Here is a 22,990-nt window from a genome sequence, read left to right as displayed (position 1 = left end):
ATGGACGACGACGAACAGCAGCAGACGGCCCCGGCGGAGCGAACGCAGGCGGTCTCGCGCACCGACGACAGCGAGCGCACCCGGGCTGTGTCGAGAACACCGGCCGGATCGAACACCGACGGCGTCTCGGGAACGGACGGCATCGAGCGCACCCAGGCCGTCTCACGGTCACCGGTCGACGATCGGACCCCGACATCCGCTCCGTCGCACCCTGCTTCCACCCGCTCCAAGACGGGTCGGTCGAGGTCCGGTCGATCGCGCAGCACCGGCATTCGGCGACGACTCGGCGGCGGTCTGGTGGACGTGCCCCGCGTCGAACCGATCGATCCTGCCACCGCAGTGATGTCGGATCCGTCGGTGCCGCAGCACAAACGGTTCTGCTGGAAGTGCAATGCCAAGGTCGGCCGCAGTGAACCGGGCGGTCCCGACGTGGAGATGGGCATCTGCCCGCACTGCGGCGCAACATTCGACTTCACTCCGTTGCTGGAGCCGGGCGATCGCGTGGTCGGTCAGTACGACGTGCAGGGCTGCATCGCGCACGGCGGACTCGGCTGGATCTACCTCGCCATCGACCGCAACGTCAGCGACCGCTGGGTGGTACTCAAGGGACTGCTGCACTTCGGTGACGAAGAGGCGCACGCCGTCGCGGTCGCCGAGCGACAATTCCTCGCCGAGGTCGCCCATCCCGGTGTGGTAAAAATCTACAACTTCGTAGAGCAACCCCGCAGCGACGGCTCGACCGTCGGCTTCATCGTCATGGAATACGTCGGCGGCCGCTCACTGCGCGACATCCTCACCGCGTGCGGTGACGGCACCCGGCTGCCCGTCGAACAGGCACTCGCCTACGTCCTCGAAGTGCTTCCGGCACTGGGCTACCTGCATTCGATCGGACTGGTCTACAACGACCTCAAGCCGGAGAACATCATGGTCTCCGACGACCAGATCAAACTCATCGACCTCGGTGCGGTCGCGGGTATCGAGGACTACGGCTACCTGTACGGCACTGTGGGCTACCAGGCACCGGAGATCGTCAAGACGGGACCGACGGTGGCGTCGGACATCTTCACGGTCGGCCGCACGCTCGCGGTGTTGACGCTGAACATGCCGTCGAAGAACGGCAAGTACCTCGACGGCCTGCCTTCGGCCGAGGAATCCGAAGTACTGCAACAGTTTCCGTCGCTGCACCGGCTGTTGCTGCGCGCGACGCACGAGGACCCCACTCGGCGGTTCCGATCCGCGGACGAATTCGCCGGGCAGGCCACCGGCGTGTTGCGCGAGATCCTGGCCATCAGGACAGGTGTCGAGCGGCCGGGACTGTCGACGGTATTCAGCCCGCCGCGTACCACTTTCGGCACCGAGCATTCGGTGGGACGCACCGACACCTACGTGGACGGTACGGTGCGCCACGAACGAATGACCGCAGCCGAAGTTGTTGCTGCGCTTCCGGTTCCGTTGGTCGACCCCAACGACCCGAGCGCGCCGCTGCTGGCGGCCGCCGTACACGTGGAACCTCGACAGACCCTGGACTCGCTGCAGCACGCCAAACGCAACGGCATCGAACGCGTCACCTCGGGAGCCGAATCGAGCCGTTCCGGGGGCTCCTCCAGTCCCGTGGAACTGAGTCTCGAGATCACTCTCGCCGAGGTCAAAGCCCATCTGGATCTCGGGAACGTCGTCGAAGCAACCGACATTCTGGCCAAGGTGCAGTCGACCGACCACACCGCGGACCCGTGGCGAGTGCAGTGGTACGCGGGCCTGATCGCACTGCTGCATCACGAATACGATTCTGCGTTCACCGATTTCGACAACGTACTCGGCGCGATGCCCGGTGAACTCGCACCCAAGCTCGCACTCGGAGCCACCTCCGAACTGCTCGGGCATGTGGCCGCAGGCAACGGCGAGGAAGCCGAGAAGTGGCGCGCCCGCGCCGAAGGTCTGTACCGCGCGGTGTGGCGAACAAATCGTGGCATCGTCAGCTCGGCATTCGGCCTGGCCAGGCAGTTGCAGCGCCGCGGCGATCAGACCGGGGCCATCGCCGCGCTGGATCAGGTGCCGATCAGTTCGCGGCACTACTCCATGGCCCGCATGACGAGTGTGTTGACGTTGCTGATGGACCGCTCGCGAGCCGAGCTGTCCGAGTCCGATTTCCGTTCTGCGGCACGGCGAGTGGCGTTGTTACCCAAGGCCGAGAGCCGGGCGCTGCAGATGCGGACGCTGGTGCTGGCGATGGCCCTGGACTGGATCGTCTCCGGCCACGCCGCCACCGCCGAGCGAGAGCCCATTCTCAGCGTGCCGTTCACCGAGGACGGGTTGCGGCGCGGCACCGAGAAGGGCCTTCGCGCACTGGCTCGCAACGCCACCGATCGCGCCCACCGCTTCTCGCTGGTGGATCTGGCGAACGCGATCAGGCCACGTTCGTTGTTCTAGGCGACTTCTCTGACCAGGTCGTCCGCCGCACGCGCGATCGCCAGCTCCTCGTCGGTCGGCACCACCAACACCGTGACGGTGGACGAGTCGGTCGAGATCACCCGAGCCTGCTTGCTGCGCACCGCATTACGCTCGGCGTCGATCTCGATGCCGAAGCCCTCGAGATTCGCGAGGGCGTCCGCGCGCACCGCTGCGGCGTTCTCGCCGACACCGGCGGTGAACGTGATGGCGTCCAGCCGTCCCAGCCCGATCATGTACGCACCGATGTACTTGCGCAGACGGTGGATGTAGACGTCGTAGGCCAAGCGCGCGGAGGCGTCGCCGTCGTCGATCCGCTGCTGCAATTGCCTGAAGTCGTTGACCCCGCACAGTCCGATCAACCCGGAGCGACGGTTGAGCAGGGCATCGATGTCGTCGACGCTCATGCCCGCACTGCGCCGCAGGTGCATGATCACGCCGGGGTCGATATCCCCACTGCGCGTACCCATCACAAGACCTTCGAGGGGAGTCAGTCCCATCGAGGTGTCGACCGCCTTGCCGCCGGCGACGGCCGAGGCCGACGCACCGTTGCCCAGATGCAGCACGATCTGGTCGATGTCGGCGAGGTCGCGGCCGAGGAACTGCGCCACCTGCTCGGACACGTAACGATGCGAGGTGCCGTGGAAGCCGTACCGTCGGATGTCGTGCTCGGCAGCGACGGTCGCGTCGATGGCGTAGGTCGCGGCCGCGTCGGGCAGGGAGTGAAAGAAGGCAGTATCGAACACCGCCACATGAGGCACGTTCGGCAGTTGCTTCCTGGCGACCTCGATGCCCAGCACGTTCGGCGGATTGTGCAGTGGTGCAAGGTTGCTCAGATCGGAGATCTGTTGCACGACGGAGTCGTCGATGATCGTCGGACGGTAGAAGACGGTCCCGCCGTGGACGACGCGATGCCCGACCGCGGTGACCGATTCCAGTTCGACGCCTGCGTCGGCGAGCATCTCGAAGGCCAGGGCCAGACCGGCACCGTGGTCGTCGATGTGCTGGATGCGCTCGACACTCTCGCCCCGGTGGTCGAGTTCGACTCGGCCGTCGGATTCACCGATGCGCTCGACGAGCCCGCTGGCCACGGATTCCCCCGAGCCCGGGTCGACGAGTTGGAACTTGACCGAGGACGAACCGGAGTTGACGACGAGAATGCTCACTTGCCCTCCTGATCGGCTGCGTTGGCAATGCCCTGTGCCTGAATCGCCGTGATGGCGACGGTGTTGACGATGTCCTCGACCAGCGCACCGCGCGAGAGATCGTTGACGGGCTTACGTAGGCCCTGCAGAACAGGTCCGACGGCAACCGCGCCGGCGCTGCGCTGGACGGCCTTGTAGGTGTTGTTGCCGGTGTTGAGGTCCGGGAAGATGAACACCGTCGCTCGGCCCGCGACGTCGGAATCGGGCAGCTTCGACGCGGCGACGGACGGTTCGATCGCCGCGTCGTACTGAATCGGACCCTCCACGAGCAGTTCCGGATTACGTTCGCGCACAAGCGCTGTGGCTTGCCGCACCTTGTCGACGTCGGCTCCGGAACCGGACTCGCCGGTGGAGTACGACAGCATGGCCACCCGCGGCTCGATACCGAATTGGGCCGAGGTCTGCGCCGAGGAGACGGCGATGTCGGCCAACTGCTCGGCCGTCGGGTCGGGTACGACGGCGCAGTCACCGTAGGCGAGAACACGATCGGACAGGCACATCAGGAAGATCGACGACACCGTCGACACACCCTCGGTGGTCTTGATGATCTCGAACGACGGCTTGATGGTGTGCGCGGTGGTGTGCGCCGCGCCCGAGACCATGCCGTCGGCAATCCCCTTGTGCACCATCATCGTTCCGAAGTACGAGATGTCGGCCATGATCTCGCGGGCGCGGTCGATCGTCATCCCCTTGTGCTTGCGCAGCTCGGTGTACTCGGCCGCGAAGTCCTCGGCGTAGTCGCAGTTCTTGGGGTCGAGAACCGTGGCACTGTCGAGGTCGACGCCCAGTTCCGACGCGCGTCGTCGGATGGGACCTTCCTCGCCGAGGATCGTCAGGTCCGCGACCTGCCGCTGCAGCAGACGTCCGGCAGCACGCAGGATGCGATCGTCGCCGCCCTCGGGGAGCACGATGTGCTTGCGGTCGGCGCGTGCCCGGTGGATCAGCTGGTACTCGAACATCTGCGGGGTCGTGATCGTGGGAATGGCGATGTCGAGACGACCAAGAAGGGTTTTCGCATCGACCCGCTGTTCCATCAGGCCGAGTGCGGTGTCCACCTTGCGCTGCGAACCCACCGCCACCCGGCCGCGCGTCTGCGCTGCAGCCGAGGCGGTGTCGAAGGTACCGAGCTCGGTGGTCAGGATCGGCAACCGGGGGCCGAGACCCGCCACCAGACGAGCGATCGCCGGATGGGGCTCGATGCCGCCGTTCATGATGATGCCGGCGAGGGACGGAAAGCCCTCCGCCTCATGGGCATTGACGAGGGCGAGCAACACGTCGGATCGGTCTGCGGGTGCGATGACGACGACACCCTCGGTCAGGCGTTCGAGGATGTGCTCGGCCGTCATGCCACCGACCATGACCCGCAACGCTTCTCGCTGCAGCAACGACGAGTCACCGGAGTACAGTGTGCCGTCCACCGCCTCGAGCAGTTCCGCCATCGTCGGCGCGACGAGGAGCGGAATCTCCGGCAGAGACCACGCAGGCACACCCACCGACGCCAATGCGTCGGTGACCGCATCGAGATCCTCGGGCGCGCAACGGTTCGCCACGATCGCAGCCAAGTGGGCGTGGTGCTGACGCAGTTCGCCCTGACACAGAGTGGCCAACTGTGCGATCTCGTCGGGCGTACGACCGGACCCGCGCAGCGCAAGCAGCACGGGGGCACCGAGATTGACCGCGATGCGAGCATTGAAGCCGAGTTCGCTGGGGCTGCCGACGTCGGTGTAATCGCTACCCACGATCACCACGGCGTCGCACTGAGAAGCCACCTCGTGATACCGATCGACGATCTTGCTGAGCGCGGCATCCTGATCGGCGTGCACCTGCTCGTACGTGACACCGAGAGACTGCTCGTAGGTCAGATCAGCGGTGGTGTGCTCGACGAGCAACTCGAGGATGTAATCGGGCTCGTCGGTCGATCGGGCGATGGGACGGAACACCCCCACCCGGGCCGCGGACGCGGCGAGCATCTGCAGCACACCGAGCGCGATCGTCGACTTCCCGGTGTCCCCTTCCGGTGACGCGATGTAGATGCTCGAGGGATACATGTCCGACGCGTCGGTGCCGCTGGGCTCAGCCATGCCCGCCAGCCTAGTAGGGGTCGTTCCGCAGGCTCCACTCCTGCCTGGTAGGGGTCGTTCCGCAGGCTCCACTCCTGCCTGGTAAGGGTCGTTCCGCAGGCTCCACTCCTGCCCAGCGTTTGGGGTGTTGACACCGGGCGCGGTCGGGTTGTCCCATGAACCATGGCCGAATCACCGTTCCCGGATGTGCGCTGGGGCAGCGAAACCTCGTTCATCCGCAAGCCCGCCGTGAAGTTCGCGTCGACGAAGCCCGGTTCGTGGGTCATCCGGAACCTCGCAGGCGTCGACCGGTGGTTACTGACCAAGTCCGACGGCCGTTTCACCGTCCTCGGACCGATCGCGGCTCCGGTGGTGTTGCTGACCACCACCGGCCGCAAATCCGGCAAACCCAGGACCAGCCCACTGCTGTACTACCGGGAGGACGACAAGATCTACGTCGTCGGCTCCAACTTCGGTCAGCAGCACCACCCGGCGTGGACGTCGAACCTGCTCGCCGACCCGAAGGCCGTGGTGGCCATCGGCGGCAAGAAGATCCCGGTGCTCGCCACCCGCATCACCGGAGACGAGAAGGCTCGCATCTACCGGCAGTTCGACGCGATGGTCGAGGTGTACGGCGAGTACGAGACCCGGACCGACCGCGACATGCGATTGTTCGCACTCACGGCCGATCTCGGTGGTCCTTCGTAACTACCCGAGCTTGCGCAGGCGCGGTGCGAGGTCCTTCTCGAAGAGTTCGAGGAACCGCTTCTGATCGTGGCCCGGGGCGTGGAACACCAGGTGATTCAGGCCGGCATCGGTGTACTGCTTGACCTTCTCCACTGCCTCGTCCGGGTCCGATGCGACGATCCAGCGCTTGGCGACCTGCTCGATCGGCAGCTCGTCGGCGGCCTTCTCCATCTCGATCGGATCGTCGATCGAGTGCTTCTGCTCCGGCGTCAGCGACAGCGGAGCCCAGAAGCGGCAATTCTCCAGCGCCAGTTCGGGATCGGTGTCGTAGCTGATCTTGATCTCGATCATCTTGTCGATCTCACCGGCGTCGCGCTCGGCCTTGCCCGCGCCCTCTTCCACGGCAGGAAGCAGCTTGTCGGTGTAGAGCTCCATGCCCTTGCCCGAGGTGCAGATGAAACCGTCGCCCGCGCGTCCTGCGTACCGCGCCACCACGGGACCACCGGCGGCGATGTAGACCGGGATGCCACCCTCGGGAACGTCGTAGATCGACGCACCCTTGGTCGTGTAGTACTCGCCTTCGAAGTCGACGCGGTCGCCGAGCCACAGCTCGCGCATCAACCGCACCGACTCACGCAGGCGCGCGAATCGTTCCTTGAACTCCGGCCATTCGCCGGTGAATCCGGTCGCGATCTCGTTGAGCGCTTCGCCGGTACCGACACCGAGCATGATGCGTCCGGGGTACAGGCAGCCCATCGTCGCGAACGCCTGAGCGATGACCGACGGGTTGTAACGGAAGGTCGGTGTCAGCACCGAGGTGCCGAGCTGAATCGTGTTCGTCCGCTCGCCGACAGCCGTCATCCAGGCAAGGGAGAACGGCGCGTGCCCGCCCTCGTGCCGCCACGGCTGGAAGTGATCACTGACCGTCGCCGAATCCATACCGTGCTGCTCGGCGAGCACACCGAGCTCGACCAACTCCCGCGGTCCGAACTGCTCCGCCGATGCCTTGTACCCCAGCTTGAGACCCTGCGCCACGCCGAACTCCTGTCGTTGGTCGTCCTAGTTCTTCGATTGTGCACCTGTGGTGGTTCGTCACGCTCTACTGGATCCCCAGAACCGTGACCACTGCAGCCAGCACCGCCACTGCGCCGATACCGATCGCGAAGATCCACAGATCTCGTGATTCGGGCATCGGTGTACCGCTTTCGAGGGCATCTCGAACGCGCATCCACCGTCGCAGACCGATGATCGGTGCCGCCGCGGCGAGGCCGATCAGAACCAGACCGAGGGTCGTCCGAACCCACCCGGTACTGAAATCGGGAACCAGGTGGACGATCGCAATTCCGCCGGCGAGCAGGCCGAGCGACGTCCGCAGCCAGGCGAGAAAGGTGCGCTCACTGGCGAGCGTGAACCGCTCGTCGGGGCGCGTCACGCGTGTGCGGTCATGCGCTCGCGAATGAGATGGGCAACCAGTTCAGGATCGTCGGGGGTGAATACCGGCGAGATGCGGCGGATAGTCAACACCACTGCAGTGTCCTTCTTGGGACGCATCACGTCCAGTGGGAGCCACTGATCGATCCACGATGCGCCCCACAGCCGCCACCGCCCGTTCCAATTGCCGAGGACGGCGGTGTCGACGGCGCGAATCCGGTCGTAGGGGACGAACTTCTTCGTGGCGACGGGGAAGTAGTAGTACCTCAGCGTGACGCCGGCTTCGTCGAGAAGGACCAGTCCATCGTCGTAGATGACGTCGCCATTTATTCGCATAGGTAACGGTATGTCTTCGAGCTCGGAGCACGCAACAGCGGATTCCGGAACTTATCTCGAGCTCGGCGCAGGCGTACGGACCAACGTCAGGTGCGAGGTTCGACGCAACTCGAATCCGATGGAGAGGTAGAGCTCGATGGCGCGCACGTTTGCGTCCGACGCATGCAGGAACGGCTCCTCACCGCGGGCCCGAATACCGTGACCGACCGCGCGAACCAGGTCGGTGGCCAGACCCTGCCCGCGGAACGCCGGGTCGGTACACACGGCACTGATCTCCGTCCAGCCAGTGGGGTGCATACGCTCGCCCGCCATCGCGACCAGCGCGCCATCGCGTCGAATACCGAGGTACGTGCCGAGTTCGATGGTGCGGGGCAGGAACGGCCCGGGCTCGGTGCGACCGACCAGGTCGAGCATCTCCGGGACGTCCGCTGCAGTCAGCTCGACCGCCTCGGCGAAGGGCCGCGTCTCGAGGTGCGTGCCGACGAGCTGCACCAGACCGAAGGTCTCCAGGTGCGACCAGCCCTCGGGCAGTTCGCGTTCGGGGCCGGCGAGCCCGACGACGGTCCGCGGCCCGAACAGGACCGCGATGTCGTCCCAGTCCTGGGACTCGAGGACGTCGGGGTGCACCAGGAACGGAGACACCTCGGGATCGGCACGGATGATCCGTCCCCGCCGGACCGCGAACCGCGAGAGCGAGCCCTCGAGGGAATTGCGAACGGGGTCGTCGAGAGGGTGAGCAGACACGACAGACAGCGTCGCACGAACAGACTCACGCCCCTGCGCACAGTCGGACTCGACACCAATACTTATACCGGTATCGTTGTTCGTCATACGGCGAAAGGCACCACATGATCGAGATTCTTCCCCCCACCAAGATCCCCCTCGCGCGCGAATCCGGCGCACTGGTGGCCGGGATTCTTCGGACCGTCCGCGAACGCGCCACAGTCGGCACCAATCTCCTGGAGATCGATCAGTGGACCAAGGACATCATCGAGGGAGCCGGGGCGACGTCCTGCTACGTCGACTACGCGCCGTCCTTCGGCCGCGGTCCGTTCGGTCACTACATCTGCACCTCCGTCAACGATGCTGTGCTGCACGGCCTTCCACACGACTACGCACTGGCCGACGGCGATCTGCTGACGCTGGACCTGGCCGTGATCCTCGGCGGCGTCGCAGCGGATTCGGCCATCAGTTTTGTCGTGGGTGAGAACAAGCCAGCCCAGGCTCTCGCGATGATCGACGCCACCGAACGGGCGCTGGCCGCGGGAATCGATGCGGCTCGACCGGGCAACAAGATCGGCGATATCTCCCACGCCATCGGCACGGTGCTCAGCGCTGCCGGTTACCCGATCAACATGCAGTTCGGCGGCCACGGCATCGGCTCGACGATGCACCAGGATCCCCACGTCTCCAACTCCGGACGGCCCGGCCGCGGTTACCGCCTACGCCCGGGCTTGATGTTGGCACTCGAGCCGTGGGTCATGGAGGACACCGCCGAACTCGTCACCGACCCCGACGGCTGGACCCTACGAAGCACGACGGGCTGCCTCACCGCGCACAGCGAGCACACCGTGATCATCACCGACGACGGTGCAGAGATCATGACGTTGCCCGCGTAGCTACAGACGTTTCTCGAAGGTGTTCGAGAAGGGCAGCACCTCATAGGGCGGGAACACCGGAATTCGGGTGTAGCCGCTCTTCTCGTACAGACGAACTGCGTCGGGCTGTCGGTCTCCGGTCTGCAGAATCAGCCGCGACAGGCCCTGATCACGAGCAGCGTTCTCCGACGCCATCAGCAGAGCAGTAGATACACCCGAGCCGCGATGGTCGGGGTGTACGAACATGCGCTTCAGCTCGAGGTCCGCCCCGTTCCAGCGCAACGCTGCATGTCCGACGGCCTGTTCCGCACCCTCCTGGTCACGGCGATACACGAGGAACGTCCGGTGCACAGAGCTCTCGTCGACGGCGTTGGCCTGGGTCTTGGACATCAGAGCGGCCCGGTCGGCGTAACGGGGACCCACCTCGGCGGCCATCGAGGCACGAAGGGCTTCGGCGTCGGGATGATCCCAGTCGACGCTGCGGATCGTGAGTTCGGTTCGTGGTCGGCATACATCGGTCACGCCCGATCGCAACACGCCGAGGATCGTCGGGTCAACAGTTGCGCTCACGGTGAGCAGATCCATGGCGAACCTTCGATTCGTCGTCGACCATGTGACTGTGAACGAGAACTGTCGCTGCCACCACTGACCGATCGCCCCAGTATCTGCAGCAACCCTTGTCCCAGGAGTTCTCCAGCCATGACCACCGAAGCCACAGTCGTTGTCCGTATCTCCGATTCCGGAACGTCATCCCTACAGGGGCTGACCCGACCGCAGCTGCACGCACTGGCCGAGGCGCTCCGCAGCGCCGCCAAAAGCTATGCCCCGCATGCGAAAATCCTCACGCGATTCGATGTGAGGGTCAACGAACTGAACGCACCACTGGTCATCGATATCCCGGCCCGCGACGTGATCCTCGGCGGCAGGAGCGTCCGTCTCTCCCACACCGAGTTCGAGATCTTCGCCTACCTGGCGCGGCACCCTCGGGTCGTGGTCGGACGATCCGAACTCAGCACCTCCGACGGCGGACGCAGTGTCGACGTCCACCTCTCCCGAGTGCGCACCAAACTCGGTCAGTTCGGTCGATTGATCACCACGGTCCGAGGAACGGGCTATCGCTTCGACCCGGAACCCGGAATCCGGGTCATCACCCAACCGACGGTATTGCGCAGCGCCTGACCGTTACTGCGACAGAGCAGCAGTTCTGCGGCGACGGTTTCGACGCACCACCACGAATACCAGCAGAGCGACCAGAACCACGGCGATGATCGCACCCAGTGCGGTGGCACCGCGGAAGCCCGGCGCACTGGTATCGAGGGTGCGTTGGCCGGCATGAGCCGCGTTGCTGGTACCCAGGACGATGGTGAGGGTCAACAGGTTCGGAATCGCCGTGACGACAGCCAGGATCACCGATCCGATGGCGAGCTGCTTGCCCGCCCTGCCCTTCCGAACCGACCAGGCGCTCCAGAAGAACACCAGCGGCGCGAACGTGCAGACGATGCCGAACAGCAGGCCCCACAGAATGCCCTTGGTGAACGTGCGGTCGGCCAGGGTCTCCACCCGCAGACTCCACCAGCGCGGAAGGAACGCTGCCAAGATGAAGTAGGCGACCAACAGCAGGACGATGCCGGCTCCGACGAGAATGCCCCGCCTCTTCCAGTTCGCCGAGCTGGTCGACGGTGCGGGCGTGGTCGGATCGGCAGTCATGAGGACATCGTAGATCGTGTGTGGCCGTACCCCACTCGAGTCGAGACCCGATCGTTAGCTTCCATCGTCGACGCGCGTCTCGACGGCTCCGTGTGCGCGCCGAGTTCGAATCACGATGAGCCTAACCATTTTGCTTCGGTCGCCGAAGGGCCATCGTCGAAATTTATGACAACCAGCACTATTCGAACGTCCGTCGTTCCCTTCGTGATCAATGCCAGCGGTACCGGAGTTGCCCAGCACCTCGTCGCCGAGGGCGATGCAGGCCACCGGTTCGACACCGATGCCTACCCCGCATTCGGTGGTAAGGACGAGGCACCCAGCCCGCTGTTCTACGCGCTCGGTGCGTTGACCTCGTGCAACCAGGTGACGTCCGCCCTCGTCGCCAAGGACTTGGGAATCACACTCGGCGAGTTCACGTTTCGCATTCAAGGCGACCTCGACACCGCAGTGCTCGTGAACGGTGACGAAGGAAATGCGAACTTCGACGCCGTGAAGGTCGAGGCCACGGTTCAGACCGACGCCGACCAGGAGACCTTCGACAAGTTCGTCTCCGAGGTCGCTCGCCGTTGCCCGGTGACCCAGCTCTTCGTTCGCAGCGGCCTGGAATTCGTGAACGAGTGGACACGCGCAGACCTCAGCTGAGCGCGGTCTGTATTCCGATCTGCTCGTAGGGCGCTTGGACGAGGCCTGGACCTGTGCCCACGCGGGCTCCTCGTCGAGACCGAGGCGCCCGCGCAACGTCGTCGCCGTGTAGTCGGTGCGATATCCCCTCGCTCGTGACGAGCCGAGACCAGCTTGTCCAGGTCAATTCACGCTGACGTTACGAATGCATCATCAGCCGCGGATACCGAAGTCGACGGCCGCGTGGGTACACGCGGGCTGTGCTCCGAGACGATCGAAGATCGCTGCTACTCGTGCTTTCAGCCAGGTCATGGACCCGACGCTAGGCTCGACGCCCAGATTTGGCACCGGTTGAAATCACGCTGATTCGAACGACCCGAATTGGGATCATCGGCCGGAAGAGCATGTGCGTAGTTGCGCCCGAACAGTCAGGGAATCAGGACGAACTTTCCGCGCGGATGCGTCGATTGCAGTTCAGCGTGTGCCACGGCAGCCTCGGCGAGCGGGAAGGTCTTTGCGACCGTCACCTCGAACACTCCCGCACCGGCCTGCTCCAACAGCACCGGAGATGCGAGGCGTCGACGCTCCATGCTCGCCGGCCCACCGACGGTCGAAAATCCATCCGTCGAAGCCCGTCCGAAGGCTGCCGTCGTCACCAATCTTCCTCGATCCGTGAGCAATTCGAGAGACACGTCGACCGCCTCGTCGGTGCCCACCGTGTCGATTGCCGCATCGATACCGTTCGGTGCGGCTGCTCGGACCCGGTCGATCAGTCCGTCGCCGTATTCGACGGGCTCGGCACCGTACGTCCGCAATGCATCGTGGTTCTGTCGGCGCGCGGTCCCGATGACGGTTGCACCGCGATCCAGAGCGAGCTGAGCCACCACGGACCCGACGCCGCCTGCCGCTCCGTGCACGAGAACAGTGTCTCCACTCTTGATTCTGACGGACTCCAGTGCGTCGTACGCAGTTCCAGCCACGGCGAGTACACCCGCAGCAACGTTCCAGCCCAAGGCTTCCGGCTTCGGAAACACGAACCGTGCGGGAACCAGAATCCGTTCGGCGTACGTGCCGTTCTGGCCGGACACGACAACCTCGTCGCCGACGGCGATCGGCCCGACCGGGCCCTCGACGGCTCCGCCGACCGCAACCACGGTTCCCGATGCCTCGCTACCCAACGCAATCGGGAGTTTGGATTCGTCGGTGCCGAACGCACCGCTGTAGCTCTTGTAGTCGAAAGGGTTGACGCCGATTGCCCTGACCTCGACCAGAACTTCGCCTTCGGACGGTTCGGGCAGATTTCGTTCGACGATCTCGATGGCGTCCGGTCCACCGTAGGACGCTGCAACTGCAACTCGTGTCATGCGCGGTACAACGGTCACCACGACGCGAATGTTCCGCTCAGACCCGCAGGCGCGGGAGTCCCCATTCCTTACCGAGCAATTCGTACGAGCGCAGCCGGTCCGCGTGGTCGTGCGTGGCCGAGGTGATCACCACTTCGTCCGCGCCGGTTGCTTCCTGCAGCCCCTCCAACTTGTCCGATGCCGTTGCCGCGGATCCGACGATCTGGGTGTCCACTCGATCAGCGACGAGCTCGTATTGCTCGCCGGTCAGCGGTGCCACGTTCTTCGGATCCGGGTACTCGATCGCGCCATGACCGCTCCGAATGCTGTGTACCCATTGCGGGAAAGACGCTGCCAGCTCTCGCGCCTGCGAATCCGTTTCTGCAACAACCACATCGGCCGACACCGCCACGTACGGCGAGGACAGCCGAGCCGACGGCACAAAAGCACGGCGATACTCGTCGATCGCTTGGAGAGTCGTCCCCGGGCTGAAGTGATAGCTCGCCGCGAACGGCAGACCGCGGGCACCGGCCTCACGGGCCGTCGGCCCTGCACTGCTGCCGAACAGCCACAGCGCCACGTCGGCCCCGACACCCGGGCGTGCCGTCAGAGCAATCCCGTCGTGCTCGTAGCTACCGGAAAGGAGCGCAGCAAGGTCGTCGAGCTGATCGTGGAAATCCGGGGCCTGAGCGTGCGGCTGCTGCAGCGCAGCCAAAGACGCAGCCAGCAGCGGGGTCTTCCGCGGGGCCGCCGCAGCGGGGGCCACTGGGAACAGTCCACCGGGCTCCGAAGACACCGCTCGCTCGGATCCAGCCTGCTGCGCGCCGGCCAGGTCTGCTGCTCTGCGCTGCCCGGACCTACCGACACCCAGATCGATGCGTCCCGGATACAGGGCGTCGACTGTCCCGAAGGATTCGACGACGGCAGCAGCTGTAGTGAATCCCAGCTGGACCGCAGCCGATCCGACACGAATCCGGTTGGTGGCAGCGGCAATCAGACCGATCAACACTGCGGGTGAAGAACTGGCCGCCGCCACGAAGTGATGCTCGGCCACCCAATAGCGCTCGTAACCCCACTCCTCGGTCTGGCGCGCAAGGTCGACCGTGTTTCGCAGCGCTTGCTGGACGGTCGACCCCTGGCTGATCGGGGACAGATCGAGAACGGACAACGGAACTCGCGTCATCTCGGGTTCTTCTCCCCTGCCTCGACAGCGACGGTCAGTCTGTTCTCGGCAGGCGCGACAGGGCACGTCGCGTAGTCGGTGAACGCACACGGAAGGTTGGAAGCGCGGTTGAAATCGAGAACGACGGTGCCGTCTACCGGAGCGGGCACAGCCAGGATCCGCGCAGCCGGATTGGTGGTCACCCCGGTCGTGGCATCGGTGAACAGGACCTTCAGACCATTGCCGGTGCCGCCGAACGCAATCAGTTGCGCAGCGGTACCGTTCAACTCGAAATCGAGAGTGCCCACGGCCGAGTGATGGTGTTCGAGTCCTTCCACCACTGCTCCGGTCGTGACGGTGACCGGTGAGTTGTACGGCGTGAACGTCCCGGTGGCAACGAACTTCTCGCTCGGCTCGTAGATCGGGATGCCGCTGTAGGACTGCAGGGTCTTCGCTTTCGGGTCGTGTACCCGCAGCGCGACCGAACCGGTCCGACGGATCACCTCGATCCGTCGATCTCCGTCCTCGACCAGGATGCCCGGTGCACCCTCCACCGGATTCAGCGTCGTCACACCGTCGAACCCCTCGACAGTCACCGAATCGGCATCGGCCTTCCAACGGCCGGGAAGGTCCGCGACAGTCTCGAATTCATCCGTCAGCCAATACAAACCGGTCAACGACACCCAACCCAGAGGATCACCGTAGGACGCCTCTCGGTCGGCATGCCATTGCTTCCAGTCCTGCTCGAAATCGCTCATGATGCTCGCACTCCTTCACGCTGTTCGTACGGGTGCCGCAGACCGAGATGGTCGCGCAAGGTGGTTCCGGCGTATTCGGTGCGGAAGCTGCCGCGGTCCTGAAGTTCCGGAATCACCTTGTCGACAAATTCATCGAGGCCGGCTGGGGTGATGTGCGGGACGAGGATGAAGCCGTCGCTCGCGTTGTTCTGCACGTAGCTGTCGATTTCCTCGGCCACTTGTGCTGGGGTTCCGACGAACTGCTGCCGCGTCGTCATCGCGATGATCAGTTCACGAATGCTCAGGTTGTCTGCTTCGGCGCGCTCGCGGTACTGCTGGGCGATGGTTCTGGGGTCGCCGTGTCGCGCACGGCCACGGCTGATCGATACGTCGCCGCTGGGTTCGATATCGGGCAACGGCCCGTCCGGGTCGTAGGCGGACAGGTCCTGTCCCCACACCTGTTCGAGGAACGAAATCGCCGTTTTACCGCTGACCTGCTGATGCCGGATGTGGTCCGCCTTCTCGGCGGCGTCCTGCGCAGAATCGCCGAGCACGAAGGTCGCCGCGGGCAGCACCTTCAGGTCGTCGTGCTCGCGGCCGTACTTGGCGAGCCGACCCTTGACGTCGGAGTAGAATTTCTGTCCGTCCTCGAGCGTGCCGTGGATGGTGAAGATGGCGTCGGCCTTGGCCGCACCGAACTCGCGGCCCTCGTCGGAATCGCCCGCCTGCAACAGAACCGGATGTCCCTGCGGACTGCGCGGCAGCGTGAAGCGACCCTGCACATCGAATTGCGAACCCGAATGCGAGACTGCGCGGATCTCGGACTCGCGACCGAAGATTCCCCGCTCCCGATCGACGACGAAGGCATCGGTCTGCCAGCTGTCCCAGAGCTTTCGCGCGACGTCGATGATCTCGTTGGCACGCACGTACCGGTCGGCACGATCGAGATAGCCACCCCGTCGGAAATTCTCCCCGGTGAACGCGTCCGAGGACGTCACCATGTTCCATGCCGCCCTACCGTCGGACAGGTGGTCCAGCGACGAGAACTGTTTGGCGAGCTCGAACGGTTCGTTGAACGTGGTGTTGATCGTCCCGGCAAGTCCGAGCTTGGTCGTCACCGATGCAAGCGCGTTGAGGACGGTGAGCGTGTCAGGTCTTCCGACCACATCGAGGTCGTGGATCTTGTTGCGGTGCTCGCGCAGTCGCAGTCCTTCGGCGAGGAAGAAGAAGTCGAACAGGCCGCGTTCGGCCGATTCGGCAAGGTGCACGAACGAGTCGAACTCGATCTGGCTCTTCGATTCCGGATCGGCCCAGACAGTGGTGTTGTTGACGCCGGGGAAATGGGCACCCAGATGTATCTGCTTCTTCGTCACAGGCTCTTCCCTTCGAGTGCAAAGCGATTGACGGGACGCGTCAGGCCGAGACGCTCACGCAGAGTCGATCCGCTGCGGGTGTCGGTGGCCGGCAATGATCGGATTCCCGACGGCAACGCGAGCGGCACCAGCGTGACCCCGTCGAGGCCGGCCGCTTCGATCGATCCGAGCAGGAGATGCAGGCTCGAGAGATCACCGATATGCGACACGCTCTCAGCGGCTCTGACGTGGCCCGCCCAGTTGTCGAGCTGCGCGAGTTCTTGAGCGGCAGAATCGGATACCAAGGTCTCCACATCCAGCAGGACGAACACCTCGGCCGGGTCCCGGCCTTCGGCAACGACGGCCCGTCGAATGCGGGCGGCGGTCGTTGCCGCCTCCTCGACCGTGTCGGCGACGATTCGGACGATGCAGGCACGCGCGGCGGCTACCGATACGGACTCCGCGGAGTTGCCGCGAATCACGACGAGCGACTGCCCCTGAGGAGATCTCGGGGTGATCGACGGGCCCTTGACCGAGAAGTTCTCACCCTCGAAGTCGATGTAGTGCAGCTTGTCTCGGTCGATGAACCGCCCCGACTCGACATCGCGGATCTCCGCGTCGTCCTCCCAGCTGTCCCACAGCCTGGTGACGACCTCGATCGCCTCGTCCGCCTCACGCCACAGGCTGCCGTTGTCCTGCTCCGCTTTCCGACCGAACAGCGCCGCTTGCTCGGCACCCGGACTCACCTCGACCTGCCATCCTGCCCGGCCGTGAGAAGCGAAATCCAGGCTGGCGATTTGCTTCGAGATGTGGAACGGCTCGGTATGTGTGACGGTGATCGTGGGGACCAGCCCGATCTTCTCGGTGAGGGCGGCTGCCCGTGCGGCGATGGCTGCGGCCTCGAGAGTCCGACTGGCGAACGAATCGCCCAGGAACGCGAGATCGATACCCGCTCGGTCTGCAGTCTGGAACTGGTCGATCCAGAACCCTGCTGTGAACACCTCTTCGGCGCGAGAGTCAGGGCGACGCCAGGCCTGCGGATGTGCGCCGGTGCCTTTCAGCTCTATCGCGGTCAGGAACAGCTTGTCAGACACTGGTGCTCGCTTTCTCGTGTGCGCTTCCGGGAATGGCCCCGAGTAGCTCGCGGGTGTAATCCTGCTGTGGATTGTCGAACAGTGCTGCGGTGTCGCCGTATTCCACGATGACGCCGGATTGCATGACGGCCACGGTGTCGCTGATCTGACGAACCACGGCCAGATCGTGCGAGATGAAAAGGTAGCTCAGGCCCAGCTCGGACTGCAGATCGTCGAGCAATGTCAGGATCTGTGCTTGCACCGATACGTCGAGGGCCGAGACCGGCTCGTCGAGCACCACCAGCTCCGGTGCGAGAGCCAACGCGCGGGCGATGGCGACGCGTTGGCGCTGCCCACCCGAGAGTTCGGCCGGGCGTCTGGACAGATAGTCGCTGGTGAGTGCCACCTGATCCAGCAGCGTCCGGGCACACTCGGAACGCTCGCGCGAGGTACCGACCTTGAACGCGTCCAACGGTTCTCGCACGATCTCGCCGACGCGCAACTTCGGGTTCAGCGACGCGTACGGGTTCTGATAGACGATTTGAACACGCCGCCGCAGCTCACGCCTGGCCTTGCCACGCAGACCGGTGATGTCCACACCGTCGAACGTGACCGAACCCGACGACGCGGTCTCGAGACCGATCGCGATGCGCGCCAACGTGGACTTGCCGGACCCGGACTCGCCGACGAGCGACACCGTCCGCCCACGTTCGACGGTCAACGTGGCTCCCTTGACCGCATCGAGGTGGACGCCGCGGCCTATGGTGAACCGCTTCGAAACGTCACTGACCGTCAGGATGGGATCGGCTGCCGTCGTGCGCGCGGGTCGTACGGCCGTATTCAGCGACGGTGCCGCGGCCAACAGTTGACGCGTATATGCGTGCGTCGGATTCGCCAGTACCTCTGCGGTGGGGCCGGTTTCGACGATCCGCCCCGCGCTCATGACGATCAGGCGATCGGCTCTGTCCGCAGCCACGCCCAGGTCATGAGTGATCAGCAGGACAGCAGCACCGGTTTCGGCGATCCTGGCGTCGAGATGGTCGAGGATGCGTCGCTGCACGGTGACGTCAAGGGCGCTGGTCGGCTCGTCGGCGATCACCAGTTCCGGGCGGCACGCGAGAGCGATTCCGATCAACACGCGCTGACGCTGCCCACCGGACAGGTCCTGCGGATACTGCCGCGCCCGCACCTCGGGGTTGTCCAGACCGGCTTCGGTGAGGATGCGAATTGCCTCGACCTTCGCGGAGCGGCGATCTGCGAGGCCGTGCACCCGCAGCACCTCGGCAACCTGATCGCCGACGCGAACCACCGGGTTCAGCGAGGTGGTCGGGTCCTGCGGAACGAGCCCGATGTGACGGCCGCGCAACCGGTTCAACGTCTTGTCCGAGGCCGTGTCGAGCCGCTGTCCGTCGAACGTCACCGATCCGCCCACGATGCGGCCGGAACCCGAGAGCAGACCGATGAGGGCGTGGGCAGTCGTCGACTTTCCGGAGCCCGACTCACCGACCACGGCTACCACTTCACCGCGGTCGACGGTGAACCCGATGCCGGAGACGGCGGTCGTCTCACCGTAATTCACGTGCAAATTCTCTACTTCGAGAATGGGGCTCATTGTGATCGCCTCTCGAGTGCGTGCCCTAGGCGGTGCGCGGACACGACGACGGCCACGATCACCAATCCCGGCAGTGTGGTCATCCACCAGGCGGTGGCCAGGAAGTTGCGGCCCTCGGAAATCAGCGATCCCCACTCCGGGGTGGGCGGAGCAGCACCGAAACCGAGGAAGCTCAGCGCCGATACCGCAAGCACTGCCATACCGAATTCGACTGCAGCGAGCGCGATCACAGGGCCGTACGAGTTTCTCAGGATGTGTCTGCGGAAGACATCGAACCACCGCACACCCGAGGCGTAAGCCGCTTCGACGTACAGCGATCTGCGCACCCGCAGCACCTCCGAGCGCATCACTCTGGCGAAATTCGCGATCAATGTGACACCGACGGCGATAGCGACGTTGACGGTGCCGAAGCCCAGAGCGGTCACCAGCGCCAGCGAGAGCAACAGCGTCGGAATCGACAGCAGCACATCGACGATGCGCATCAGCACCGCGTCGACTACTCCGCCGACGGCCCCCGAGACCAGACCGATGATCGAGCCGACCACCAGGGCGATGCCGACTGCCAACAGCGTCGCCGTCAGAGACAGTCCGGAACCGTGGACCACTCGGGTGAAGACATCGCGGCCGATGTTGTCGGTGCCGAACCAGTGCGACGCGCTGGGTGCCTGGAGCTTGTCCGCCGGTGTACCGACCAGCGGGTCGCCGCTGGCGAAGACGGACGGGAACAGCGCGAACCCGAGAGCCAGCAACAGCACGACCACGGAGGCACCGAGCCAGATGTGTTTCAGCACGTCTCGGGGACCCCGGAGCCGCCTGGATGCCGGTGCTTCTTCGACTACCGGGGGAACTGCCGAATGGACGGCGGTCTCGCGAATCAGGATGTCAGACATGAGCTTTCTCCGGTTCTGCACTGGCCTGCACGGGCCGGTATTCGCGCACGATGCGCGGATCGATCAGCGGATAGAGCAGGTCGACTGCGAGATTGACCAGGACGAAGACCAGCGAGGTCAGAACGACGATGCCCTGCACAACCGGAATATCCTGGGCCAGCACCGATGTCTGGGTCAGCCTTCCGACTCCAGCGCGCGAGAACACCGTCTCGACCACCACCGATCCGGCCAGCAGTGTGCCCACCAAGACTCCGGCAATCGTGAAGGCGGGGATCGAGGACAGTCGCAGGACGTGTCGCGTCTGCACCCGAAGGCGTGAGACCCCCTTGGCGCGAGCCACATCCACGAACGCTTGCTTCCACGTGGTGGCCATGCTGGTAGCCAGGACCTGAGCGATGACAGCACCGGTCGGCAATGCCAGTGTCACCGCAGGCAGCACCAACGACGCTGCGCCTGCGTCACCGAACGCCGGGAACCAGCGTAGTCGGAACGAGAACAGTTGTAGCAGCAGTAGTCCTACCCAGAACGTCGGCACCGCCACCCCGAGTGGTGGGAGCGCGAGCAGCAGGTTCTTCAGCCATACGATCTGGGTGTACGTGGCGGCGTAGGCAACCGCGGATCCGAACACGACGGCCAGCACCAGAGCAGTCCCCGCCAAACCGAGTGTGCTGGGCACCGCGTCGAGAATGGCCGTCGTCACCGGCTGGCCGGTGGCGATGGACAATCCGAAGTCGCCCTGCACGGCCCCGACCAGCGAGTGCCAATACTGCACCAACACCGGCTGATCGAGACCGTAGCGGGCCTGCAGTTCAGCGATGGCCGCAGCGTCGGCCGGGGTACCCGAGCCTGCCGAGTCCACTGCGAGACTGACCGGGTCCGCGGGAAGGAGGAAGAGCACGATGAACGAGATGGTGAATGCAGCCCACAGCACTGCCAATGCCTGCAGTACTCGCTGTCCGATGTAGCGGGTCATCGCTCTACTGCCCGCTCAGCCAGGTGTCGAAGAACTGCAGGCGAGCGGAGGCCTCGAACTTCAGATCCTGCACTGTCGACGCCGCGCCGACGGCCTGCGAGAGTTCGATCGTGGGAATCCACAATCCGTTGTCCAACACCTGCTGCTGGGCGGTTGCGAGGATCTCGTTGCGCGCCTCGACGTCGGTGGTCGAGAGCTGCTCCGTCAACGATGCATCCAGATCCGGAATCGGGCCGCGCGCGTTCAAGTTCCGACCGTCCACGGCAAATGAGGTGCGCAGAATGTCACCGTCGGCGCGGGTGCTGTTGTAGTACGTCGCGTCGTAGTCCCTGGTGCCTTGCCGTGCCGTCGCCTCCGAATTGGGCACCAGTTCGAGCTGTAGGTCGACGCCGACGGCGCGCAACTGCTGCTGGGTCAGCTCCAGAATCGCCTGGTTACCGGCGAACACGGCCGAGTACATGACTTTGAAACTCAGCTTCTGCCCGTCCTTTTCACGGACCCCATCGGCACCGGGAACCCAGCCGGCCGCGTCGAGCAGCGACTTCGACTTCTCGGGATCGTAGGTGACATCGGCGAGTTCGACGTACCCCGGCGTGGCGCTGGCCAACGTGCTTGTCGCCGTGCGAAAGTCCGGTCCCAGCACCGTGTCGACGAGTTCCTGACGGTTGATCGCCGGTACGAGGGCGTTCCGGACGGCCGGGTCCTGTAGCGCACCACGAGTGACGTTGGGCTGAATGCCGAACGGAACGCCCGGGTTGGATGCCGTCAGGATCCGGCCACCGGTCGACTCGATCTGTGGCGCATCCTGCGGTAGCGCGTCGCTGACGGCGTCGAGCTGGTCGGAGGAAAGGCTGCCGGTACGTACACCCGATTCGGGCACGATGGTGAACTCGATGCGGTCCAGGTACGCCTCGCCCTGGTGACCGAATACCGCAGAGCCCCAGTTGTATCCGGTTCGCTTGGCCAAGGTGACGGAGCGGTCCTGTTGATAGTCCGCGTAGGTGAACGGTCCCGATCCGATGTTGGTACCCAAGCACCGAGACTCGGCCGACTGCGCCGAGGTTGCAACGGCCTGGATACCGAGCTGAGGCGTCGAACTCGCCTGCAGGAACTGCGCATTGGGTGCCGAGAAGTCGATGCGGACGGTGAGGGGGTCGACGACCGTGGCACCTTGATACCCGGTCAGGTAGCTGGCAGCGAGCGGTGCCTTGGCCGCACCGATGGTGCCGGTGATGGCGTCGAAATTGGCCTTGACGGCGGTGGCGTCGAGCGGGGTGCCGTCACTGAACGTCACACCGTCTTTCAGCTGGAAGGTGAACGACCTCGCGTCGGGACTCACTTCCCAGCTCTCGGCCAACCACGGTTCGATCTCGCCGGTCTCCGGGTTCTGATCGGTGAGTGAGTCGACCACCTGTCGGGTGACGTAGATCGTCTGATTGGTGCCGGACTGTGCCGGGTCGGAGCAGGTGGGAGCCCCGGACAGGCCGTAGCGCAGCGTCCCTCCGGACTGCGGGGGTCCGGCGTCGGCGGCTGAGATGGGGGCGCTACCTGCGCACCCGGCGAGCAGTGTGGCGGTGGCGGCGATTACTCCGGCCACCAAAAGTACAGGGCGAGTGGACACGTGGGTGTCTCCGGTATCTGGTCGATCGCACGCGAACTCCCGCGTCCGAGCCATGTGTGCCCAGGAAGGAGTTCGTGCAGATGATGAGGTGTGGTGTCGATGAGTACGGTGCCGAAATGTCAGCTAAGACAGGTCGA

22 protein-coding genes are annotated in these 22,990 nt (G+C 64.8%); 5 read left to right on the top strand and 17 right to left on the bottom strand.

Features of this window, described 5'->3' with window-relative positions; genetic code table 11:
• Positions 1 to 2,427: a serine/threonine-protein kinase gene (locus CH295_RS13915; RefSeq protein ID WP_179274743.1), complete on the top strand. Its 2,427-nt coding sequence runs from the start codon at positions 1 to 3 to the stop codon at positions 2,425 to 2,427.
• Here the strand turns inward: CH295_RS13915 and CH295_RS13910 are convergent.
• Positions 2,424 to 3,611, bottom strand: coding sequence for an acetate kinase (locus CH295_RS13910; RefSeq protein ID WP_037186695.1), 1,188 nt, complete (start codon positions 3,609 to 3,611; stop codon positions 2,424 to 2,426). The two genes, CH295_RS13915 and CH295_RS13910, sit on opposite strands and share 4 nt — an antisense overlap.
• Positions 3,608 to 5,731: a phosphate acetyltransferase gene (pta, locus tag CH295_RS13905; RefSeq protein ID WP_170945898.1), complete on the bottom strand. Its 2,124-nt coding sequence runs from the start codon at positions 5,729 to 5,731 to the stop codon at positions 3,608 to 3,610. The genes CH295_RS13910 and pta overlap by 4 nt, the downstream gene beginning before the upstream one ends.
• 162 nt (positions 5,732 to 5,893) lie before the next feature.
• Here pta and CH295_RS13900 point away from each other — a divergent pair, with 162 nt between their 5' ends.
• Positions 5,894 to 6,418, top strand: a complete 525-nt coding sequence (locus CH295_RS13900; RefSeq protein ID WP_037186693.1) for a nitroreductase/quinone reductase family protein — start codon at positions 5,894 to 5,896, stop codon at positions 6,416 to 6,418.
• On the opposite strand, the gene fgd is transcribed toward CH295_RS13900, so the two are convergent.
• The 4 genes from fgd to CH295_RS13880 all read right to left on the bottom strand — a co-directional run bounded on the left by fgd (position 6,419) and on the right by CH295_RS13880 (position 8,908).
• Positions 6,419 to 7,432, bottom strand: coding sequence for a glucose-6-phosphate dehydrogenase (coenzyme-F420) (gene fgd, locus CH295_RS13895; protein WP_032401751.1), 1,014 nt, complete (start codon positions 7,430 to 7,432; stop codon positions 6,419 to 6,421).
• Between the two features lie 64 nt (positions 7,433 to 7,496).
• Complete coding sequence (locus tag CH295_RS13890) at positions 7,497 to 7,829, bottom strand: YidH family protein (protein ID WP_094632616.1); 333 nt, start codon at positions 7,827 to 7,829, stop codon at positions 7,497 to 7,499.
• Positions 7,826 to 8,164, bottom strand: coding sequence for a hypothetical protein (locus CH295_RS13885; RefSeq protein ID WP_037186688.1), 339 nt, complete (start codon positions 8,162 to 8,164; stop codon positions 7,826 to 7,828). The genes CH295_RS13890 and CH295_RS13885 overlap by 4 nt, the downstream gene beginning before the upstream one ends.
• 51 nt (positions 8,165 to 8,215) lie before the next feature.
• Positions 8,216 to 8,908, bottom strand: a complete 693-nt coding sequence (locus CH295_RS13880) for a GNAT family N-acetyltransferase (protein ID WP_094741177.1) — start codon at positions 8,906 to 8,908, stop codon at positions 8,216 to 8,218.
• Positions 8,909 to 9,012: 104 nt separating this feature from the next.
• On the opposite strand from CH295_RS13880, the gene map reads away from it, so the two are divergent.
• Complete coding sequence (gene map, locus CH295_RS13875) at positions 9,013 to 9,783, top strand: type I methionyl aminopeptidase (RefSeq protein ID WP_094741064.1); 771 nt, start codon at positions 9,013 to 9,015, stop codon at positions 9,781 to 9,783.
• On the opposite strand, the gene CH295_RS13870 is transcribed toward map, so the two are convergent.
• Positions 9,784 to 10,197 (bottom strand): GNAT family N-acetyltransferase, encoded by a 414-nt coding sequence (locus CH295_RS13870; RefSeq protein WP_252342054.1) that lies wholly within the window; start codon positions 10,195 to 10,197, stop codon positions 9,784 to 9,786.
• 264 nt (positions 10,198 to 10,461) lie between these two features.
• On the opposite strand from CH295_RS13870, the gene CH295_RS13865 reads away from it, so the two are divergent.
• On the top strand, positions 10,462 to 10,941 hold the full coding sequence (locus tag CH295_RS13865) for a winged helix-turn-helix domain-containing protein (RefSeq protein WP_094741062.1): 480 nt from the start codon (positions 10,462 to 10,464) through the stop codon (positions 10,939 to 10,941).
• A 3-nt stretch (positions 10,942 to 10,944) separates the two neighbouring features.
• Here CH295_RS13865 and CH295_RS13860 read toward each other — a convergent pair whose 3' ends face one another.
• Complete coding sequence (locus tag CH295_RS13860) at positions 10,945 to 11,469, bottom strand: permease (RefSeq protein ID WP_094741061.1); 525 nt, start codon at positions 11,467 to 11,469, stop codon at positions 10,945 to 10,947.
• A gap of 165 nt (positions 11,470 to 11,634) precedes the next feature.
• Between CH295_RS13860 and CH295_RS13855 the strand changes: the two genes are divergently transcribed.
• Positions 11,635 to 12,111 (top strand): OsmC family protein, encoded by a 477-nt coding sequence (locus CH295_RS13855; RefSeq protein WP_094741060.1) that lies wholly within the window; start codon positions 11,635 to 11,637, stop codon positions 12,109 to 12,111.
• A 407-nt stretch (positions 12,112 to 12,518) separates the two neighbouring features.
• Here CH295_RS13855 and CH295_RS13850 read toward each other — a convergent pair whose 3' ends face one another.
• The 9 genes from CH295_RS13850 to CH295_RS13810 are packed head-to-tail and all read right to left on the bottom strand — an operon-like array spanning position 12,519 to position 22,907.
• Positions 12,519 to 13,454 (bottom strand): NADP-dependent oxidoreductase, encoded by a 936-nt coding sequence (locus CH295_RS13850; RefSeq protein ID WP_094741059.1) that lies wholly within the window; start codon positions 13,452 to 13,454, stop codon positions 12,519 to 12,521.
• A 37-nt stretch (positions 13,455 to 13,491) separates the two neighbouring features.
• On the bottom strand, positions 13,492 to 14,616 hold the full coding sequence (locus CH295_RS13845; protein WP_094741058.1) for an LLM class flavin-dependent oxidoreductase: 1,125 nt from the start codon (positions 14,614 to 14,616) through the stop codon (positions 13,492 to 13,494).
• Positions 14,613 to 15,353 (bottom strand): DUF1684 domain-containing protein, encoded by a 741-nt coding sequence (locus CH295_RS13840; RefSeq protein ID WP_094741057.1) that lies wholly within the window; start codon positions 15,351 to 15,353, stop codon positions 14,613 to 14,615. The genes CH295_RS13845 and CH295_RS13840 overlap by 4 nt, the downstream gene beginning before the upstream one ends.
• A complete protein-coding gene (locus CH295_RS13835) occupies positions 15,350 to 16,705 on the bottom strand; it encodes an NtaA/DmoA family FMN-dependent monooxygenase (RefSeq protein WP_094741056.1) in 1,356 nt (451 codons plus the stop codon). The genes CH295_RS13840 and CH295_RS13835 overlap by 4 nt, the downstream gene beginning before the upstream one ends.
• Positions 16,702 to 17,778, bottom strand: a complete 1,077-nt coding sequence (locus tag CH295_RS13830; protein WP_094741055.1) for an LLM class flavin-dependent oxidoreductase — start codon at positions 17,776 to 17,778, stop codon at positions 16,702 to 16,704. Before CH295_RS13830 ends, CH295_RS13835 begins: the two co-directional genes overlap by 4 nt.
• Positions 17,771 to 19,369, bottom strand: coding sequence for a dipeptide ABC transporter ATP-binding protein (locus tag CH295_RS13825; RefSeq protein WP_094741054.1), 1,599 nt, complete (start codon positions 19,367 to 19,369; stop codon positions 17,771 to 17,773). The genes CH295_RS13830 and CH295_RS13825 overlap by 8 nt, the downstream gene beginning before the upstream one ends.
• The gene (locus CH295_RS13820) at positions 19,366 to 20,259 is read right to left on the bottom strand and encodes an ABC transporter permease (RefSeq protein WP_094741053.1); all 894 of its coding nucleotides are present in this window, start codon (positions 20,257 to 20,259) and stop codon (positions 19,366 to 19,368) included. Before CH295_RS13820 ends, CH295_RS13825 begins: the two co-directional genes overlap by 4 nt.
• Positions 20,252 to 21,232, bottom strand: a complete 981-nt coding sequence (locus CH295_RS13815; protein ID WP_094632604.1) for an ABC transporter permease — start codon at positions 21,230 to 21,232, stop codon at positions 20,252 to 20,254. Before CH295_RS13815 ends, CH295_RS13820 begins: the two co-directional genes overlap by 8 nt.
• Before the next feature lie 4 nt (positions 21,233 to 21,236).
• Positions 21,237 to 22,907 (bottom strand): ABC transporter substrate-binding protein, encoded by a 1,671-nt coding sequence (locus CH295_RS13810; RefSeq protein ID WP_094741052.1) that lies wholly within the window; start codon positions 22,905 to 22,907, stop codon positions 21,237 to 21,239.
• Positions 22,908 to 22,990: the final 83 nt, after the last annotated feature.

This window comes from Rhodococcus sp. 14-2483-1-2 (assembly GCF_002259405.1).
Classification (GTDB): Bacteria; Actinomycetota; Actinomycetes; order Mycobacteriales; family Mycobacteriaceae; genus Rhodococcoides.
Note: the sequence above shows the minus strand (reverse complement) of the source record. Positions and strands in the feature narration are given on the sequence as shown.

Bases quoted from the DNA above. Each gene is read 5' to 3' on its own strand.
- CH295_RS13865 (WP_094741062.1), top strand. From the start codon at position 10,462: ATGACCACCGAAGCCACAGTCGTTGTCCGTATCTCCGATTCCGGAACG.
- CH295_RS13820 (WP_094741053.1), bottom strand. From the start codon at position 20,259: ATGTCTGACATCCTGATTCGCGAGACCGCCGTCCATTCGGCAGTTCCC.
- pta (WP_170945898.1), bottom strand. From the start codon at position 5,731: ATGGCTGAGCCCAGCGGCACCGACGCGTCGGACATGTATCCCTCGAGC.
- CH295_RS13840 (WP_094741057.1), bottom strand. From the start codon at position 15,353: ATGAGCGATTTCGAGCAGGACTGGAAGCAATGGCATGCCGACCGAGAG.
- CH295_RS13885 (WP_037186688.1), bottom strand. From the start codon at position 8,164: ATGCGAATAAATGGCGACGTCATCTACGACGATGGACTGGTCCTTCTC.
- CH295_RS13915 (WP_179274743.1), top strand. From the start codon at position 1: ATGGACGACGACGAACAGCAGCAGACGGCCCCGGCGGAGCGAACGCAG.
- CH295_RS13850 (WP_094741059.1), bottom strand. From the start codon at position 13,454: ATGACACGAGTTGCAGTTGCAGCGTCCTACGGTGGACCGGACGCCATC.
- CH295_RS13810 (WP_094741052.1), bottom strand. From the start codon at position 22,907: ATGGCTCGGACGCGGGAGTTCGCGTGCGATCGACCAGATACCGGAGAC.
- map (WP_094741064.1), top strand. From the start codon at position 9,013: ATGATCGAGATTCTTCCCCCCACCAAGATCCCCCTCGCGCGCGAATCC.
- CH295_RS13815 (WP_094632604.1), bottom strand. From the start codon at position 21,232: ATGACCCGCTACATCGGACAGCGAGTACTGCAGGCATTGGCAGTGCTG.
- CH295_RS13900 (WP_037186693.1), top strand. From the start codon at position 5,894: ATGGCCGAATCACCGTTCCCGGATGTGCGCTGGGGCAGCGAAACCTCG.
- CH295_RS13845 (WP_094741058.1), bottom strand. From the start codon at position 14,616: ATGACGCGAGTTCCGTTGTCCGTTCTCGATCTGTCCCCGATCAGCCAG.
- CH295_RS13870 (WP_252342054.1), bottom strand. From the start codon at position 10,197: ATGGCCGCCGAGGTGGGTCCCCGTTACGCCGACCGGGCCGCTCTGATG.
- CH295_RS13855 (WP_094741060.1), top strand. From the start codon at position 11,635: ATGACAACCAGCACTATTCGAACGTCCGTCGTTCCCTTCGTGATCAAT.
- CH295_RS13860 (WP_094741061.1), bottom strand. From the start codon at position 11,469: ATGACTGCCGATCCGACCACGCCCGCACCGTCGACCAGCTCGGCGAAC.
- CH295_RS13825 (WP_094741054.1), bottom strand. From the start codon at position 19,369: ATGAGCCCCATTCTCGAAGTAGAGAATTTGCACGTGAATTACGGTGAG.